General features: G+C 45.9%; 16 protein-coding genes. All 16 read left to right on the top strand.

What is annotated here, in order from left to right:
• Nucleotides 1-267: 267 nt before the first annotated feature.
• On the top strand, nt 268-1,818 hold the full coding sequence (locus tag A6K76_RS06255) for a fatty acid--CoA ligase family protein (protein ID WP_066463179.1): 1,551 nt from the start codon (nt 268-270) through the stop codon (nt 1,816-1,818).
• 95 nt (nt 1,819-1,913) lie between these two features.
• The gene (locus A6K76_RS06250) at nt 1,914-3,893 is read left to right on the top strand and encodes a S9 family peptidase (protein ID WP_066463178.1); all 1,980 of its coding nucleotides are present in this window, start codon (nt 1,914-1,916) and stop codon (nt 3,891-3,893) included.
• Between the two features lie 83 nt (nt 3,894-3,976).
• Nucleotides 3,977-5,218 carry an EAL and HDOD domain-containing protein gene (locus A6K76_RS06245; protein ID WP_066463176.1) on the top strand — a complete coding sequence of 414 codons (1,242 nt, stop codon included), beginning with the start codon at nt 3,977-3,979 and terminating at the stop codon, nt 5,216-5,218.
• A gap of 73 nt (nt 5,219-5,291) precedes the next feature.
• Nucleotides 5,292-6,143: a YitT family protein gene (locus A6K76_RS06240; protein ID WP_066463174.1), complete on the top strand. Its 852-nt coding sequence runs from the start codon at nt 5,292-5,294 to the stop codon at nt 6,141-6,143.
• 44 nt (nt 6,144-6,187) lie between these two features.
• Nucleotides 6,188-6,499: a c-type cytochrome gene (locus A6K76_RS06235; RefSeq protein WP_066463173.1), complete on the top strand. Its 312-nt coding sequence runs from the start codon at nt 6,188-6,190 to the stop codon at nt 6,497-6,499.
• 96 nt (nt 6,500-6,595) lie between these two features.
• Entirely contained in the window at nt 6,596-7,525 is a 930-nt protein-coding gene (gene hprK / locus A6K76_RS06230; RefSeq protein WP_066463172.1) for an HPr(Ser) kinase/phosphatase, read from the top strand.
• Nucleotides 7,526-7,752: 227 nt separating this feature from the next.
• Nucleotides 7,753-8,571: a prolipoprotein diacylglyceryl transferase gene (gene lgt, locus A6K76_RS06225; RefSeq protein WP_066463171.1), complete on the top strand. Its 819-nt coding sequence runs from the start codon at nt 7,753-7,755 to the stop codon at nt 8,569-8,571.
• Nucleotides 8,572-8,586: 15 nt separating this feature from the next.
• Nucleotides 8,587-9,126, top strand: a complete 540-nt coding sequence (locus A6K76_RS06220; RefSeq protein ID WP_066463170.1) for an acyltransferase — start codon at nt 8,587-8,589, stop codon at nt 9,124-9,126.
• Nucleotides 9,127-9,714: 588 nt separating this feature from the next.
• Nucleotides 9,715-10,872 (top strand): ATP phosphoribosyltransferase regulatory subunit, encoded by a 1,158-nt coding sequence (locus A6K76_RS06215; RefSeq protein ID WP_066463168.1) that lies wholly within the window; start codon nt 9,715-9,717, stop codon nt 10,870-10,872.
• 2 nt (nt 10,873-10,874) lie between these two features.
• Nucleotides 10,875-11,513 (top strand): ATP phosphoribosyltransferase, encoded by a 639-nt coding sequence (gene hisG, locus A6K76_RS06210; RefSeq protein ID WP_066463167.1) that lies wholly within the window; start codon nt 10,875-10,877, stop codon nt 11,511-11,513.
• Nucleotides 11,510-12,787: a histidinol dehydrogenase gene (gene hisD / locus A6K76_RS06205; RefSeq protein WP_066463166.1), complete on the top strand. Its 1,278-nt coding sequence runs from the start codon at nt 11,510-11,512 to the stop codon at nt 12,785-12,787. The genes hisG and hisD overlap by 4 nt, the downstream gene beginning before the upstream one ends.
• Nucleotides 12,788-12,791: 4 nt before the next feature.
• Nucleotides 12,792-13,391, top strand: coding sequence for an imidazoleglycerol-phosphate dehydratase HisB (gene hisB, locus A6K76_RS06200; protein ID WP_066463165.1), 600 nt, complete (start codon nt 12,792-12,794; stop codon nt 13,389-13,391).
• Entirely contained in the window at nt 13,388-14,011 is a 624-nt protein-coding gene (hisH, locus tag A6K76_RS06195; protein WP_066463163.1) for an imidazole glycerol phosphate synthase subunit HisH, read from the top strand. Before hisB ends, hisH begins: the two co-directional genes overlap by 4 nt.
• Nucleotides 14,005-14,763: an imidazole glycerol phosphate synthase subunit HisF gene (gene hisF / locus A6K76_RS06190; protein ID WP_066463162.1), complete on the top strand. Its 759-nt coding sequence runs from the start codon at nt 14,005-14,007 to the stop codon at nt 14,761-14,763. The genes hisH and hisF overlap by 7 nt, the downstream gene beginning before the upstream one ends.
• Nucleotides 14,760-15,386, top strand: a complete 627-nt coding sequence (gene hisIE / locus A6K76_RS06185) for a bifunctional phosphoribosyl-AMP cyclohydrolase/phosphoribosyl-ATP diphosphatase HisIE (protein WP_066463160.1) — start codon at nt 14,760-14,762, stop codon at nt 15,384-15,386. Before hisF ends, hisIE begins: the two co-directional genes overlap by 4 nt.
• 168 nt (nt 15,387-15,554) lie before the next feature.
• Nucleotides 15,555-17,066 (top strand): tetratricopeptide repeat protein, encoded by a 1,512-nt coding sequence (locus tag A6K76_RS06180; RefSeq protein ID WP_066463155.1) that lies wholly within the window; start codon nt 15,555-15,557, stop codon nt 17,064-17,066.
• Nucleotides 17,067-17,068 lie beyond the last annotated feature (2 nt).

Here is a 17,068-nt window from a genome sequence, read left to right as displayed (position 1 = left end):
AGGCACGAACGACGAGGAGGCTTGAGGAAGGTGATAAACGCCACTACACGAGTCATCCCCTTCATGACAAACATCGTGTTCGCCTCCGCGCCCGCGGAAAGCCTGCCTCGACTTGAAAAGCAACCCCAAGTTATGGTGAAGAGCCAATAAATAACATGATTTATACAAGAAAAATGCTTGAAGTAGAATAAAATGTTGTTAGTGATAGTTATTTGATTTATAATGAAGGAAAATGAATGACTATTCATGAAAAAGGGGATGTTTCGAATGACGCTCGTACATACAGTGCAACAGCAGGCAATGACAACACCGACAAAAGTAGCCTATCATTTCGAAGGACAAAACGTGAGCTATGAGCAGCTAGAGCAGCAAGTAGGCAAGTTTGCACAAGGCTTACAGCAGCAAGGAATTGAACGAGGTGACCACGTAGCGCTGCTGCTTGGCAACACACCGCACTTTATCATTGCACTGTATGCCGTTATGCGCATCGGTGCAACGGCTGTACCTGTCAATCCGACATATACGAAGGATGAAATCAGTTATATTTTAAAAAACGCTGAAGTAAAAGGTGTGATCGCGCTTGATGTTATGTTGCCGCTTGTAGAAATTGCTGCGAGCGCATTCCCAGCAATTAAAACGTTCGTGCTTTGTGAGACGACGCCACATATTGCAGAGCGCATCGATGCAATGGAGCCGAATGTACGTGAAAAAACAAAGCTATTTCAGCGCGTGTTACAGCAAGTAAACGGTACGGCGGAAATCGCAAACATTCATGAAGATGATACAGCAGTTATTTTATATACATCAGGCACAACTGGTCAGCCAAAGGGCGCCATGTTAACGCACAAAAATTTATATAGTAATGCGCGTGATATTGGCGTCTATTTAAATATGAACGAGGATGACCGCATTATTGCGACGCTTCCAGTGTTCCACGTATTTGCACTGACAGTCGTTGTCAACGCACCGCTTATGAAAGGCGCTACAATATTGCTTGCACCGCGCTTTAGTCCGCAGCACATTTACGCGCTCGCAAAGGAACAGCAGGCGACGATTTTCGCTGGCGTGCCGACGATGTTTAACTTTTTACTGCAATGGCAAGACGGTGACCGCAGCGACTTCTCACATTTACGCTTAGCGATTTCAGGTGGGGCGTCGTTACCAGTGGCGCTATTACATGCGTTTGAAGAGCAGTTTAACGTGCGCATTTCAGAAGGGTACGGTTTATCGGAAGCCTCACCTGTTGCGTGCTTTAACCCGTTAGACCGCGAGCGTAAAGCAGGCTCAATCGGTACGTCGATTCCAAACGTTGAAAATAAAATCGTTAACGAGTACGGTGAGGAAGTGGCAATTGGTGAAGTTGGTGAGCTCATCGTGCGCGGACCGAACGTCATGAAAGGCTACTATAAAATGCCAGAAGAAACGGCGCTTGCGATTCGAGACGGCTGGCTTTATACAGGCGACTTGGCGAGGCAGGATGAGGAAGGTTATTTTTACATTGTTGATCGTAAAAAAGATTTAATTAACGTCGGTGGCTTCAACGTCTATCCGCGCGAGGTCGAGGAAGTTATTTATGCGCATCCGAACGTAGTCGAAGCGGCGGTCGTTGGTTTTCCAGACGCGACGTTTGGCGAAGCCGTTCACGCATTTATTGTGTTAAAGGAGCCGACGACAACAGTGGACGATATGGTCGCGCATTGTCGGGAGCATTTAGTGAAATACAAAGTGCCGACGACGATTGAGTTCATTGATGAGCTACCGAAAAATTCAACAGGCAAAATTTTACGACGCTCGTTTAAAGAGCAAATAGGAAGATAAATAGGAAGCACCGTTCGAATGTGGACGGTGCTTTCGTCGTTTCATACGTCATGATACAATTATTACGAAAATCGAAATAAAAGGAGCGAAACGATATGGAAATTGAAGATTTATATGCATTGCATTCCATTACAAACCCTCAGCTTGCACCGAATGAGCAGGAGGCAGTGTTCATTCGCACACAATTAAACGAAAAAGAAAATGATTACGAGGCGCATTTGTTCCATATTGATTTACAGACAGAAGAGGTGACGCAGTGGACGTTCGGGCATTCGCGCATCGCATCGCCAAAGTGGACACCGGACGGACGCGCTGTAACGTTTTTAAAAAAGCAAGACGATGTGCAGCAAGTGTGGTTGATGCAAAAAAATGGCGGGGAAGCGCGACCGATTACGGAGCTACCAAACGGCGTGTCGAGCTATTTATCGGCTCCGTGTGGCACGAAGCTGTACGTAACATCAATTGCAATTGATCGTGCACCGATTACCGAAAAAGCAGCGGACAAAAATGATAAAGATGTACAATCATATAAAGTGGACGGCATGAAATATAAGCTAGATGGCATCGGCTTACGTATGCAAAATCGCGTGCAGCATATTGCAGTTGTCGACGTTGAAACGGGAGAGGTGACGCAGCTAACAGACGGCGATTTTTCGTACACATTGCAGGCGATCAATCATGCAGGTACGCAAATTGTATATAGCGTCAACCGTACAGAAAACAAAGATTGGAACTTCGCCTCTCCGATGTATGTATATACGATAGAGACGCAGGAGGAAGTAGCAATTGAGCAGCGTGAAGGCTACTTCAGCGGTGCAGCATTTTCGTTTGATGACGGTTATATCGCATACGTCGGAGCAGATCAAACGTACAAAAACGCAACGCACTCCGATGTGTACGTATACGACGTGACGACGAGCATGACGATGAACATTACAGAGTATATTGATGCACCTGTTGGCGATTACGTCGTAGCAGACCATCAGCAAGCGGTGAATGCACCAGCTGTTGTGTGGACGGACACGAACGCGCTATACTTCCAACTATCGGTTATGGGAGATGTGCGCTTGTATTACGCAACGATTGACGGAGCGGTGTACCCAGCTTCACAAGAGGACGAGCACGTATACGATTATGCGGTCATGAAGTCAGGTAATACAGCGCTCATCGCGGTGAGTAACGCGGTATTCCCGGGTGAGCTATTTTACTATGACATTACGACAGGTGAGCGCACACAGCTAACACATTTTAACGATGCGTGGCTACAGCAAACACCGCTCGTGCAGCCAGAGCCGATTGTATATCGCGCAAAAGATGATCATTTCGACATTCATGGTTGGCTCATGAAACCAGCAAACTTTGAAGAGGGCAAAACGTATCCACTCATCGTCGAAATTCACGGCGGTCCGCATACGATGTACGGCAATTCGTTTTTCCATGAGCTCCAGCTGCTGGCGGCACAAGGTTACGGTGTACTGTACACGAACCCGCGCGGCAGTCACGGCTATAGCCAAATGTTTGTTGATGCATGCCGTCACGATTACGGCGGTGGTGACTATGAAGATATTATGGCAGGCGTTGATTATGTGTTAGCGCAATATGACTGGATTAATAAAGACGAATTAGGGGTAACGGGTGGTAGTTACGGTGGATTTATGACGAACTGGATTGTTGGGCATACGAACCGCTTTAAAGCAGCTGTGACACAACGTTCGATTTCAAACTGGATTAGCTTTTACGGTGTATCAGACATCGGCTATTACTTTACAGATTGGCAAATTGGCGACGACATGACGAACGTTGACAAGCTTTGGCAGCACTCACCGCTTAAATACGCAAGCAATGTGGAAACACCGCTATTAATTATGCATAGCGAAAATGATTACCGCTGTCCGATTGAGCAGGCGGAGCAACTATATGTGACGCTAAAAGCACAAGGCAAGGACACAGCATTCGTACGCTTCCCAAAGAGCGACCATAACTTGTCGCGTCAAGGTATTCCGTCGTTACGTGAAGCGCGTCTACGTGAAATGGTCGAGTGGTTCGCACGATATTTAGCGCATGACAAACAATAATGCCAATAGTAGAATGAACGTAAGTAAAAAGAACGTGTTGTAATTATTCATCATTTGTCAAAACGCAGGAAGGAGGGGGAAACATGGAAGTATTCGTTGGGAGACAGCCGATATTCGATGCGCAGGAGCAGGTCGTTGGCTACGAGCTGCTATATCGAACTTCGAAAGTGCGTACACATAGCGAAGTGAACGGAGATGATGCGACGACACAAGTGCTCGCCAATGCGCTATTGTCGATTGGCATTGATGAAGTAGCAAAAGGGAAGCTATGTTTTGTCAACTTTACCGAAAATTTATTAATGGGTCCATTGCTCGATTATTTAACACCGGCAATGATTGGCATTGAAGTGTTAGAGGACGTACCGATTACAGCAGCACTCATCAATCGTCTCGCTGTACTGAAAGCACGTGGCTTTAAAATTTCGATGGATGACTTCGTTGTGCAGCAAGATGTCGCACTATATGAGGAGCTGTTTCATTACATCGATTTTGTAAAGGTGGATTTTTTGACGACGACGCAGCAGGAGCGCCGATATATTGAGCATTTCATACGTGATCAGCATACGCACATTCAACTAATTGCGGAACGATTAGAAACGCGCAATCAATTCGATTTAGCATGTCGCGATGGTTATAGCATGTTCCAAGGCTTCTTCTTTGAGCAGCCACAGCTCGTGAAGTCGTATGAAATTCCAATTAATACGATGCAATATTTACAAGTACTTGCATTGTTAAAAGACCGTGACGTCGACATTAATGAGCTTGCGGTACAAATTGAGCGAGACGTGTCGTTGTCATTTAAGCTAATGCAATTTATTCGTATGAGTGATCCGCGCATTCGTCGCAAAGTGAGCTCGATTAAGCAAGCAATTGTTATGCTCGGGACGATCGAGCTACAAAAATGGATATACTTACTTGCGATTCGTGAAATGAAAAATATGCATGACTCAGGTGTATTTCAGCAACTGATGATTGTATCGTTATTTCGTGCACGCGTATGTGAGCAACTTGCACGAAAGCACCGTCGCAATCATTCCGAATACTTCTTAGTTGGCATGTTTTCACTCATTGATTCGCTACTGCAGCGGCCACTCCAGCAAATTTTAATGCAAATGCCGCTTGAAGACGCTATTGTCGACACACTCATCGGCGTCGAAACACCATATTCACCATTTTTAAAATTTAGCATTGCACTTGGTAAGTTGAAATGGGAAGAAGTGGAGAAGTATTATGAGCTACTGCGCATTACTGAAGAAGACGCACAGCAGCTGTATGATGATGCAATGACATGGGCGGAAAGTGCAGTCCATAGCACGATGAAATAAAACGTAGCCATTAGTGAATCCCACTAGTGGCTCGTTTCATTTACATAACTACAGAAGAAGTGAGGAATACAATATGACAAACGTACAATATGAGTTTAAAGATACGCTGCTTGAATACGTGTACGTCATTGCGGGAGCGGCAGTAATCGCGCTTGGCTTTAACTTATTTTTACTGCCGAACCAAGTCGCATCTGGTGGTGTGAGCGGAATCAGCACAATTTTAAACGGCTTATTCGGCTGGAATGCGGGGCTTGTGCAATATGCGTTTAACATTCCGCTATTCGTCGCAGGCGTTATGATTTTAGGCAAAAACTTCGGTATGAAATCACTCGTCGGAACGTTGACGCTTCCGGCAATTGTTATTTTGACGCAAAGCTGGCAGCCGGTAACGCTTAACCCGTTACTCGGTGCCATTTTCGGAGGGATCGTTGTCGGCTTCGGTATCGGTTTAGTATTTAAAGGAAAAGCATCAACAGGTGGGACGGACTTGCTCGCTCAAATTATTACGAAGTACACCGGTTTAACGTTAGGAACGAGCGTGCTGCTTATTGACGGCGTTATTGCGCTCAGTGCAGCACTCGTATTCGATATTGAAAAAGGGCTGTACGCCATTATCGGCTTATACGTCACGACGAAAACGATCGACGTTATTCAGCTTGGCTTTAGCCAGTCAAAAATGGTGTACATCATTTCCAATCAAGAGGACGAGCTGCGTGATACAATTTATGCGCAAATTGACCGCGGTGTAACGAAAGTACCTGCGATCGGCGGCTATACGAAAAAGGAGCGCTCGATGCTCATCGTCGTCGTATATCAAACAGAATTCACACGTTTGAAACAAATTATTCAAACGGTTGATCCGAAAGCGTTTGTCATCGTTTCGGATGCATATGAGGTGCTCGGAGAAGGTTTCAAGCGAGCGTAACGATGCTATAATAAAGAAGTAAATGCTTTTGAGGGGGAGAAAATATGAAAAAACGATTAGTAGCAACAATTGTATTAACGGCGTCAATGCTTATGGCGTGTAGCGCAGAAGAAGAAACGACAACATCAGAAGGGCCAGTAGATAGAGAGAAAGTTGTGACAGCATCTTGTGCAACATGTCACGGCGGCAACTTACAAGGTAAAGGCAACACACCGGCACTTAATGACGTTGGTGCACGCTTAACAGAGGCGGAAATTTTAGACATTATCGAAAACGGTAAAAACAACATGCCACCAGGTTTATTAAAAGGGGAAGAGGCAGAAGCGGCCGCAAAATGGTTAGCGGAGCAACAATAAGGAGTGGAGCGCGTCGAGTATTCGGCGCGCTTTTTTGCGTTGTCGGTGAAATGAATGTGCTAAAATAAATGAAGTAATAGGGATAGAGGTGTACATATGCAAGTAACGACAAGAGACGTAATGGAAGAATTTAATTTAAAGCTTGTTGGTGGCGAAGAAGGCATTGGGCGCACGATTGTGACGAGCGATATTTCACGACCAGGGCTCGAGATGGCGGGGTATTTCACACACTACCCAGCAAATCGTGTGCAGCTGCTTGGTACGACGGAGCTATCGTTTTTTGAAATGCTGCCGGAGCATACGAAAGTAGAGCGCATGCGCAAGCTTTGTTCGCTCGCAACGCCCGCAGTCATCATTTCGCGTGGCATTGACGTACCACAAGAGCTCATCGATGCAGCGAATGAGCATCAAGTACCGGTGTTATCGACGACGATGACGACGACGCGTTTTTCGAGCCGTTTAACGAACTATTTAGAAAGCAAGCTAGCACCGACGACCGCGGTACACGGCGTATTAGTCGACGTGTACGGCATTGGCATTTTATTGACGGGTAAAAGCGGCGTCGGTAAAAGTGAAACCGCGCTAGAGCTCGTAAAAAAAGGGCATCGTTTAGTGGCGGACGACTGCGTAGAAATTCGTCAAGAGGCAGAAAACTTACTCATTGGTGACCCGCCGCCGCTGCTTGAGCATTTACTTGAAATTCGCGGCGTCGGCATTATCGATATTATGACGTTATTTGGGGCGAGTGCCGTTCGACGCAACAAGCGCATTTCGCTCGTCATCGATCTTGAAATTTGGGATGAAAATAAAATGTACGATCGACTCGGACTAGACGAGCAAAAAATGAAAATTATCGACACGGAGCTAACGAAGCTTGTCATTCCGGTGCAACCCGGTCGAAACATTTCCGTTATTATCGAAGTGGCGGCGATGAACTATCGTCTAAAACGGATGGGTGTCAATGCCGCGGAGGAGTTTTCTCGCCGCTTAGATGCTATGATTGCAGATGAAGAATTTGAAGGATAGCGATGTGCGTAACTGAATCGTTTTTGATGCAGCGTACAGTGACCCATCGTGCAAGGCGAGACTCCTAGGGGAAAAGCGAAAGTTCCTTTTGCGACGAGTAATCGCAGGAGCATGAGCATTGAGACCCCACAGCGTAGCGAGGAGGCTCAAGCTATGCCCATAAAAAGCGAGCCGCCATGCACGAATGGGTCAAGTTCGAACGTGCACATCGAGAAAGGAAGAAACAGATGGATTTTTTAGTAGCGTTTGACCCGATCGCATTTGAAATCGGGGCATTAAAGGTGCGCTGGTACGGCTTAATTATCGTAACTGGCATTGTGCTTGCGTATTTATTTGCACAGCGCGAAGCAGTAAAGCGAGGATTGCCAGAGGACTTTTTAGCAGACTTGTTAATTTGGGCTGTACCAATGGCGATTATTTCTGCACGTATTTATTACGTCATTATGAAGTGGGAAAACTATAGCGATAACCCAATCGACATCATTAAAGTGTGGGAAGGCGGCATCGCCATTCACGGTGCATTAATCGGTGCATTCGTCACAGCGTACATTTTCTGTCGCATAAAAGGTGTGAGCTTCTTGAAAGTGGCAGATATCACAGCACCGAGCATTTTAATCGGGCAAATTATCGGGCGCTGGGGTAACTTCGTCAATCAAGAAGCGCACGGTGGGCCGGTATCGCGCGAGTTTTTAGAAAGCTTAATGATACCGAACTGGATTATCGACAACATGTATGTACAGCTCAATGGTGTCATGACGTACGTGCATCCTACGTTTTTATACGAGTCGCTTTGGAACGTCATCGGCTTAGTTATTTTAGTCATGCTGCGCAAGGCGAACTTAAAGCGCGGGGAAATGTTCTTTGGCTATTTAATTTGGTATTCAATCGGGCGCTTCTTCATTGAAGGGCTACGTACGGACAGCTTATATTTAATTGCGGAACTGCGCTCAGCACAAGTGGTGTCAATTATCGCGATTGCGTTTGCGGTCGGCATGATTATTTACCGCCGCTTCATTCAAAAGACGAGCGAGCACTACACCGACTAATACGGAGGTGACTACATGCGAAAAACAGAGCGTTACCGCATTCGTGAAGAAGCAAACGCATTATGGCACGTGTACGATACTGTATCGTTTTTTAAAGTGATGAAATGCTTTATCGTCATTCAAATTGGTCGTGTGACACCGGTCATGCGCTGGAAAAATTGGCTATATCGCACATTTTTGAAGATGGACATTGGTGATCGCGTGTCGCTTGCGCTCATGGTCATGCCGGATTCGATGTTCCCAGAGCGCATTACGATCGGCGACAACTCAATCGTCGGCTTTAATACGACGATTTTAGCGCACGAATATTTAGTCGATGAATACCGCCTCGGCGACGTCATCATCGGCAAAAACGTCATGATTGGCGCAAACTCAACGATTTTACCGGGTGTAACGATTGGCGACGGTGCGATCGTGTCGGCAATGACGCTCGTGCATAAAGACGTACCTGCAGGAAGCATGGTCGGCGGCAATCCGATGCAAATCATTTTCACGAAAGAGGAAATGGATGCGAGGAAAGCAGCGGACGTACCAGTGTGGGTGAAGGAGAAATAAATAGAGGATTGTGTTAACTGTCGAGAGGATGTTAACACAATCCTTTTTTGTTCATCACCGTAAGCTACGTACGGCGTATGAAGGTTGCTTGAAACAAGAGGCGGACTCCAGTGGGAAAAGCGAAAGTTTCTTTTGCGACGAGGAGGATTGAGGAAGGTGATAAGCGCCACTACACGAGCTATCACCTTCATAACAAACATCGTGTTCGCGCCTGCGGAAAGCGTGCTTCGATGTGAAAATCAACCGAAATGGACAGTGGAGAGAAATGCAAATCCAACACTGTTTCGCTAAGCGTTGATTTGTAGGCGCTTTCTTTTACAACGGGCTCGATTTTGTATTTGTTTCTCGTTCGCTTAGGTGTATAATTGACGGAATAATCAATACAGTGCGACGAATATTTACGGAGAAATCGCCATTTCATCAGTGAGAGGAAAGTGAGCTTTGACGAAGGAAGCGTAAACGATCCATTCCGTCTGTAACTGTTTAATGGAAAACATTGACGAAGGGCAACATATTCGTTAAAATACTTTTATATTCTACTACTCTAACACTCTAGTGTACTAAAGCGAAATAGGAAGTGACGAGCTAATGTCGATGATTCAAATGTTTGAAAAGCCACTAGGAATGCGTGATACATTCCCAGCTATATATGAAAAATTAGAAAACGTTCGGAAGACGGGGCGCAACTACTTACGTGCGCACGGCTACGAATTTATTAAAACGCCAACTGTCGAATATTACGACACAATCGGGAAAGCATCTGCCATTTACGATGCTTCATTATTTAAATTAGTTGATAGCCAAGGTAATACGCTTGTGCTACGTCCAGATATGACGACGCCGATCGCACGTGTGGCAACGTCAAAACTATTAAAGGAAAAAATTCCGCTACGTTTAGCGTACTTTGCGAACGTATTCCGCGCACAAGAAACAGAAGGCGGACGTCCTGCTGAGTTCGATCAAATGGGCATCGAGCTAATTGGCGATGCGAGCGTATATGCCGATGCGGAAGTTATTTTAACAGCGGCTGGTTTAATGAAAGAGTTTAGTGTGCCATCGTTTAAATTAACGATCGGGCATGCAGGTATTTTACAATCGATTTTAAATAGCTACACAGATACAGACGCACAAGCTGAAGAGCTGCGTATTTTATTAGTACAAAAAAACTTCGTTGGTTTTGAAGAAGCGGTGCTAGCATTTGAGTTACCGACGATGAAAACACAATCGTTGTTACAGTTTATCGAGGAAGCGTCGAACTTTTTATCGCTTTCGCAAATCGAAAAGTACGTAACGAAAAATGATGCGCTTTTATATATGAAAGAGCTTGAAGTGCTATTAACAGAAGCGGGCTTAACGGACGAAATTGCGTTTGACTTCACGCTTGCGAGCCATATGAATTACTACACAGGCATGCTGTTTGAAGTGTTCGCAGCAGGTTCAGGTTTCCCAATCGGCAACGGTGGGCGCTACGACGGTTTACTTCATTCATTCGGGCAAACAGTTGGCGCAACAGGCTTTGGGCTACGTGTTGACCGTTTACTCGAAGTGTTACCGAAAGAATTCGAGCAAGAAAGCGCAACGCTCGTATTATTTGAGCAAGGGGCGTACACGAAGGCATTAACGAAAGCGAACGCATTACGCGCACAAGGACAACGCGTAACGTTACAAGCGAAAGCATCATTAACAAACGAAGCAGCATTTACAGCAGGCTTTAGCGAAGTCGTTGTAGTCGGGCAGGAGGACTAACTATGAGCGTATTAACAATTGCGATGCCAAAAGGACGCATTTTTGAAGAAGCATATGAACTTTTAATACAAGCAGGCTTTAACTTACCAGCAGAAATGGATATGTCTCGTAAGCTAATGCTTGAAATCCCTGAGGAAAACATTCGCTTCATTTTAGCGAAGCCGATGGACGTACCGGTATATGTTGAGCATGGAGTAGCTGATATTGGCATCGCCGGCAAGGACGTATTACTTGAGCAAGGGCGCACGGTGCATGAGCTGCTTGATTTAAAAATTAGCACGTGCTACATCGCATCAGCTGGTTTACCGAACACGACGATGAACGAAATCGCACCACGTATCGCGACGAAATATCCTGAAATCGCAACGAAATATTATAAAGGCATCGGCGAGCAAGTCGAAATTATCGAGCTAAACGGTTCAATTGAGCTTGCGCCGATGATTGGCTTAGCAGACCGCATCGTCGACATCGTTTCAACAGGTCGCACGTTAAAGGAAAACGGTTTAGTCGAGTACGAGCACATTACAGACGTATCATCACGCTTAATCGCAAATCCTGTAAGCTACCGTTTAAAAGGAGAGCGCATTACAGACTTAGTGCGTCGCTTAAAGCCAATCGTAAATGAAAGGGTGGACGTATGAACATTTTAAACTTAAATGATGATGTGTCGTTAAAGCGCCCGTTAGAAGGTGGCAACGAGGCACAGCTTCAAACAGTACGTGAAGTGTTACAAGCGGTTCGCGAGCAAGGCGACGCAGCAGTAAAAGCATATACAGCAAAATGGGACGGCATTGAGCTTGATTCATTGCGCGTCACACAAGAGGAAATTGACGAGGCAGTTGCAGGCTTTGATCCACAGCTTTATGCGGATTTAGAGGAAGCAGCAGCAAACATTCGTCTTTACCACGAAGCACAAAAGCGCACAGGCTATGAAGTGCCATTGCAAGACGGCTCTTATTTAGCACAGCGCATTACACCACTTGATGCAGTTGGCTTATACGTACCAGGTGGAACAGCGGCGTACCCGTCGTCAGTACTGATGAACGTTATTCCTGCACAAGTTGCCGGCGTTGAGCGCATCGTTTTCGTTTCACCAGTGAGCAAAGACGGCAAGCAGCCAGCAGCAGTGCTTGTTGCAGCGCACATTTTAGGCATTACCGAAATTTATAAAATCGGCGGTGCACAAGCGATTGCAGCACTAGCATACGGCACAGAAACGATTGCGCCGGTTGATAAAATTACAGGGCCAGGAAACATTTTCGTTGCTCTTGCAAAACGTGAAGTGTTCGGTGAAGTTGATATCGATATGATTGCCGGACCGTCTGAAATTTGCGTATTAGCAGATGAAACAGGCTATGCGGACGAAATCGCAGCAGATTTACTATCGCAAGCAGAGCATGACGTCATGGCGTGTGCGGTGCTTATTACGACGAGCGATGATTTAGCGGACGCTGTAGCAGCAGAAGTTGAAAAGCAGCTGCAAAAATTACCGCGTGAGGCGATTGCGCGCAAATCGATTGAAACGTTCGGTCGCATTTACGTAGCCGAATCGATGGAGCAAGCGATCAAAGCGGTAAACACGCTAGCACCAGAGCATTTAGAAATTATTACAGCGAACGCAGAAGCGGATTCACAAAAAATTCGTCACGCCGGTGCGATTTTCTTAGGTCGCTACAGCTCAGAGCCAGTTGGAGACTACTTTGCAGGCACAAACCACGTGCTGCCGACGAACTCAACAGCGCGCTTTGCAAGTGGCTTAAACGTGGACGACTTCGTGAAGAAAACGAGCGTTGTTTATTATACGAAAGAAACGTGGGCACAAAACGCACCGAAAATTGCGCGTTTAGCACGTATGGAAGGCTTAGAAGGACATGCGCGTGCGGTTGAAGCGCGTGGCTGGAAAAAAGGAGAATAAACAGATGACAGAGCGTATTGCAAAAATTGAACGTAAAACGAATGAAACGCAAATCGCAGTCGAGTTAAACATCGACGGCTCAGGACAAGCAGAAATTAAAACAGGCGTTGGCTTCATGGATCACATGTTGGATTTATTCATTAAGCACGGCTTATTTGACGGCAAAATTGTCGCAAATGGTGATACGTGGATTGATGACCACCATACGACAGAAGACGTTGGCATCGTGCTTGGGCAAGCGTTCCGACAAGCGCTTGGCGACAAAAAAGGCATTAAGCGCTACGGCAATGCGTTCGTACCGATGGATGAGTCAATGGCACAAGTTGTTGTCGATTTATCAGACCGTCCAGCATTCGTCTACCGCGTTGAGCCGAAGTTAAACGAAAAAGTCGGCACGTTTGATACAGAGCTTGTGTATGAGTTTTTCTGGAAGTTCGCGTTAGAGGCACGCATTAACTTACATATTATCGTGCCATACGGACAAAACACACACCATATTATCGAGGCGATGTTTAAAGCAGTAGCGCGCGCGTTAGATGCAGCGGTGCAAATTGACCCACGCGTTAAAGGTGTACCGTCAACGAAAGGGCTGTTAGGTTCATGAAAATTGGTGTAATCGATTATGGAATGGGCAATTTATTTAGCGTCGAGCAAGCGTTGAAGCGTTTAGGCGTAGACGTTGTTGTGACAGCTGATGAGGCACAGCTTGAAGCAGCGGACGCACTTTTATTACCAGGTGTCGGCGCGTTCCCAGATGCGATGAAGCGCTTAGCGGAAACGAAGCTTGATGCGTTCATTTTAGCGCAAAAAGAGGCGAACAAGCCGCTTCTTGGCATTTGCTTAGGAATGCAGCTATTGTTTGAAGCAAGTGAAGAAGTAGCACCGACAAAAGGGCTAGGCATTTTCACAGGCAATATCGAGCGCTTTAGCGGTGTGTCACGCATTCCGCACATGGGCTGGAACGATTTACAGCTTCACCAAACACCGGCGTGGCTACAAGACGAACTACCAGCAGAGCGTCACGTGTACTTCGTGCATTCATTTTATGCGGCGAACATGGACGATGCGCAGCTTGTCGCGTTTGCGGACTACGAAGGCGTGCAAGTACCAGGTATCGTCATGAACGGCAGCTTCACAGGCATGCAGTTCCACCCAGAAAAATCAGGTCAGCTTGGCGTATTTTTACTGGAGCAATGGTTAAAAGGAGTGGCGGCGACATGTTAACAAAACGCATTATTCCATGTTTGGACGTAAAGGAAGGGCGCGTCGTAAAAGGCATTCAGTTTGTTGAATTGCGCGATGCGGGCGACCCGGTTGAACTTGCGAAGTTTTACGACGAGCAAGGAGCAGACGAGCTTGTATTTTTAGATATTTCCGCATCACATGAAGGGCGCGAAACGATGGTCGATGTCGTGCGTCAAACAGCGGCGAGCTTAGCGATTCCGTTTACAGTCGGTGGTGGCATTCGCACGCTTGACGATATGAAGCGCATACTTCGAGCAGGTGCTGACAAAGTATCGGTGAACACATCAGCGTTAGAGCGTCCAGAGCTTATTAAAGAAGGTTCGGACTACTTCGGTGCACAATGTATCGTCGTTGCTATCGATGCGCGCTACTCGGAAGAAGACGGCACGTGGATGGTTTACACGCACGGCGGCCGCAACAAAACGTCTTGGAAAGCAGTTGATTGGGCACAGGAAGCTGTACGTTTAGGCGCAGGTGAAATTTTACTGACGAGCATGAACCAAGACGGTGAAAAGTCAGGCTTTGATGTCAACTTAACGAAAGCGGTGCGCGACGCTGTAACAGTTCCAGTTATCGCAAGTGGCGGTGCAGGAAACGCCGAGCATTTCCGCGCAGTGCTACAAGACGTTGATACAGACGCAGCGCTAGCAGCAAGTATTTTCCACTATAAAGAAACGAGCGTAGCCGAAGTAAAGAGCTACTTACGTGAAAAGGGAGTTTGTGTACGATGATCGAAGGTTTAAAATTTAACGAGCAAGGCTTAATTACAGCTGTTGTACAAGATGCACGTTCTAAAGAAGTATTAACAGTAGCTTACATGAACGAAGAATCATTAAAAAAAACAATCGAAACGAATGAAACGTGGTTTTTCTCACGTTCACGTAACGAGCTATGGCATAAAGGGGCAACGAGCGGCAATACGCAACAAGTTGTATCAATTAAAGCTGATTGCGATCAAGACGCATTAGTTGTTGAAGTTGTACCAGCAGGACCAGCTTGTCATAATGGCACAACTTCTTGCTTCACAGAGACAGTTGTGCAAAACGAGCAAGTCGGCTCAGTCGGCATTTTATCGCAATTAAAAGACGTTATCGCACAGCGCGAAATCGACATGCCAGAAGGTGCGTACACGACGTATTTATTCGATAAAGGGATCGATAAAATTTGTAAAAAAGTCGGCGAGGAAGCGACGGAAGTTGTTATCGGCGCAAAAAACCGCGATGCAGAAGAAGTGAAGTGGGAATCAGCGGACTTACTTTACCACCTGCTTGTTTTATTACAAGAGCAAAAGGTAGATGTTTACGACGTATTAGGCGTATTAGAAGCGCGTCATAACCGTAAAAAAGGCGAGTAATTTCACGCTTTAAAAGGTGTATAGGCGGCAGGCAGCAACAGAAAATTGATGAAAGGCAAAGCGAGCGACGACGCAGCTTTGCCTTTTTACATGCGGCAATTTCGCTGTCATATGCTATAATAGGCGGAGTGATTTTTTACGCAAACTTTGTTTCGGAGGCAAAAAAATTTGGAAAATAATCGTCAACAAACACGAACTAACAATATTGTGTCGTTCATCCCAAGTGGCGCCTATTATAACGAGCGTGGAACAAAAGCGCTCAACGAAAATAAACTATTACAAGCACAGCGCTATTTACATCGCGCTTTACAATTTAATCCAACGTCTGTGGAATATTTAATTAATTGTGCATCAGTTGAAAGTGAGCTCGGTCATTACGAAGAGGCGCGACAACTATATTTGCAGGCGTATGAGCTATCGCCAAACGATGATGAAATTATTATTTCACTTGCAGAAATGGCATTAATGCTCGATGAATACGAGGGAGCTGTGCATTATGCGTCGCTTTATTTACAAAAGCATCCGCATGGCATGTATATGGGTGATGCATACGCCATTTTAGAAATGTACGCAATTGGTAATGATGATTCATTGCGCGTGCGTACGTTGCCAGAGGATCTTGTCGCGGCTGCGAAAATGCTTGAGCAGCAACAATTTATCGAGGCGCGAGATTATTTAGAAACGCTAGTTGAGCAAAACCCAAGCGTTGAGGCGTTTAACTTTTTAGCGCTGGCATATACGTATTTAACGGAATACGAGGAAGCGCGTGCAGTGCTGCATAATTTAGTGCGAACGGATCGTGCTAATTTAGAAACGTATTGCCAGATTGCGATGATTGCGTATTATGAAAGCGACCGTCAAGCGCTCGAAAAATATGTCACGATGCTTGAGGACGTGTACCCGCTGCATGTCGAAACAATTATTAAACTAGGTACGACGCTCGCTGTTGTTGGAAAGTACGAGCAAGCATATACCTCGTTTAAACGTTTAGAAGGCAATGAAATCGGTTCGGAGCGTGCGTATTATTATTGGCTAACGCAATGTGCTTATTACACAGGTGATTTTGATATCGCGGAGAAGTCGTGGCGAAATTTACTCGTGTTCTTCCCGGATATGGAAGGGTTTGAGCCATGGAAAGACGGTGTCGAGGAGCTCGATTTATTTGATTTAACACAAAACTGTGAGCGCATTATGACGCTGCTCCTTAGTCCGTTAGAACATGAGCGTATTTTCGGCATCCATTTGCTTGGACTATCGCCGTTTCGTCATCGTCTATTATCAGACCCGCATTTAATTCAAGTAGAAAACAGCACAGTGCTAGAAAAGCTATATTTAGGCAAAATGCTTGGGCATACGTTTAAAGGAAATTCGTCGGCGGAGCAAATTTTTGTGCGCTACGGACGTGTTGCGGATGCACTTCATGCGTCGTGCGAGGAAATTACGCGCGACAACGAGCCATTATTTCAGCTTTGGTTCGCGCTCGGTAGCATCGGGCTTGATCAAGGCTATGAATTTAACAATGTCGAGGCAATTGCGGCGGCTGTTCATTACTTATATGAAACGCTCATTGGCGACGGTGCGACGAAAAAAACAATCGCGGCACAGTACGGCACGACGACTGCGACATTGACGAAATATTTAGCGCATCTTGAAGCGTTTTTACATGAGCAAAAAAGTTGAGA

The organism is Caryophanon latum (genome assembly GCF_001700325.1).
Taxonomy (GTDB): domain Bacteria; phylum Bacillota; class Bacilli; order Bacillales_A; family Planococcaceae; genus Caryophanon; species Caryophanon latum.
The sequence above is the reverse complement of the archived record's forward strand: the minus strand, read 5'-3'. Positions and strand labels throughout refer to the sequence as shown.

Coding starts and splice junctions, on each gene's coding strand:
- hisD (WP_066463166.1), top strand. CDS start 11,510: ATGAACATTTTAAACTTAAATGATGATGTGTCGTTAAAGCGCCCGTTA.
- A6K76_RS06235 (WP_066463173.1), top strand. CDS start 6,188: ATGAAAAAACGATTAGTAGCAACAATTGTATTAACGGCGTCAATGCTT.
- lgt (WP_066463171.1), top strand. CDS start 7,753: ATGGATTTTTTAGTAGCGTTTGACCCGATCGCATTTGAAATCGGGGCA.
- A6K76_RS06240 (WP_066463174.1), top strand. CDS start 5,292: ATGACAAACGTACAATATGAGTTTAAAGATACGCTGCTTGAATACGTG.
- A6K76_RS06255 (WP_066463179.1), top strand. CDS start 268: ATGACGCTCGTACATACAGTGCAACAGCAGGCAATGACAACACCGACA.
- A6K76_RS06215 (WP_066463168.1), top strand. CDS start 9,715: ATGTCGATGATTCAAATGTTTGAAAAGCCACTAGGAATGCGTGATACA.
- hisH (WP_066463163.1), top strand. CDS start 13,388: ATGAAAATTGGTGTAATCGATTATGGAATGGGCAATTTATTTAGCGTC.
- A6K76_RS06245 (WP_066463176.1), top strand. CDS start 3,977: ATGGAAGTATTCGTTGGGAGACAGCCGATATTCGATGCGCAGGAGCAG.
- hisF (WP_066463162.1), top strand. CDS start 14,005: ATGTTAACAAAACGCATTATTCCATGTTTGGACGTAAAGGAAGGGCGC.
- hprK (WP_066463172.1), top strand. CDS start 6,596: ATGCAAGTAACGACAAGAGACGTAATGGAAGAATTTAATTTAAAGCTT.
- A6K76_RS06220 (WP_066463170.1), top strand. CDS start 8,587: ATGCGAAAAACAGAGCGTTACCGCATTCGTGAAGAAGCAAACGCATTA.
- hisG (WP_066463167.1), top strand. CDS start 10,875: ATGAGCGTATTAACAATTGCGATGCCAAAAGGACGCATTTTTGAAGAA.
- A6K76_RS06250 (WP_066463178.1), top strand. CDS start 1,914: ATGGAAATTGAAGATTTATATGCATTGCATTCCATTACAAACCCTCAG.
- hisIE (WP_066463160.1), top strand. CDS start 14,760: ATGATCGAAGGTTTAAAATTTAACGAGCAAGGCTTAATTACAGCTGTT.
- hisB (WP_066463165.1), top strand. CDS start 12,792: ATGACAGAGCGTATTGCAAAAATTGAACGTAAAACGAATGAAACGCAA.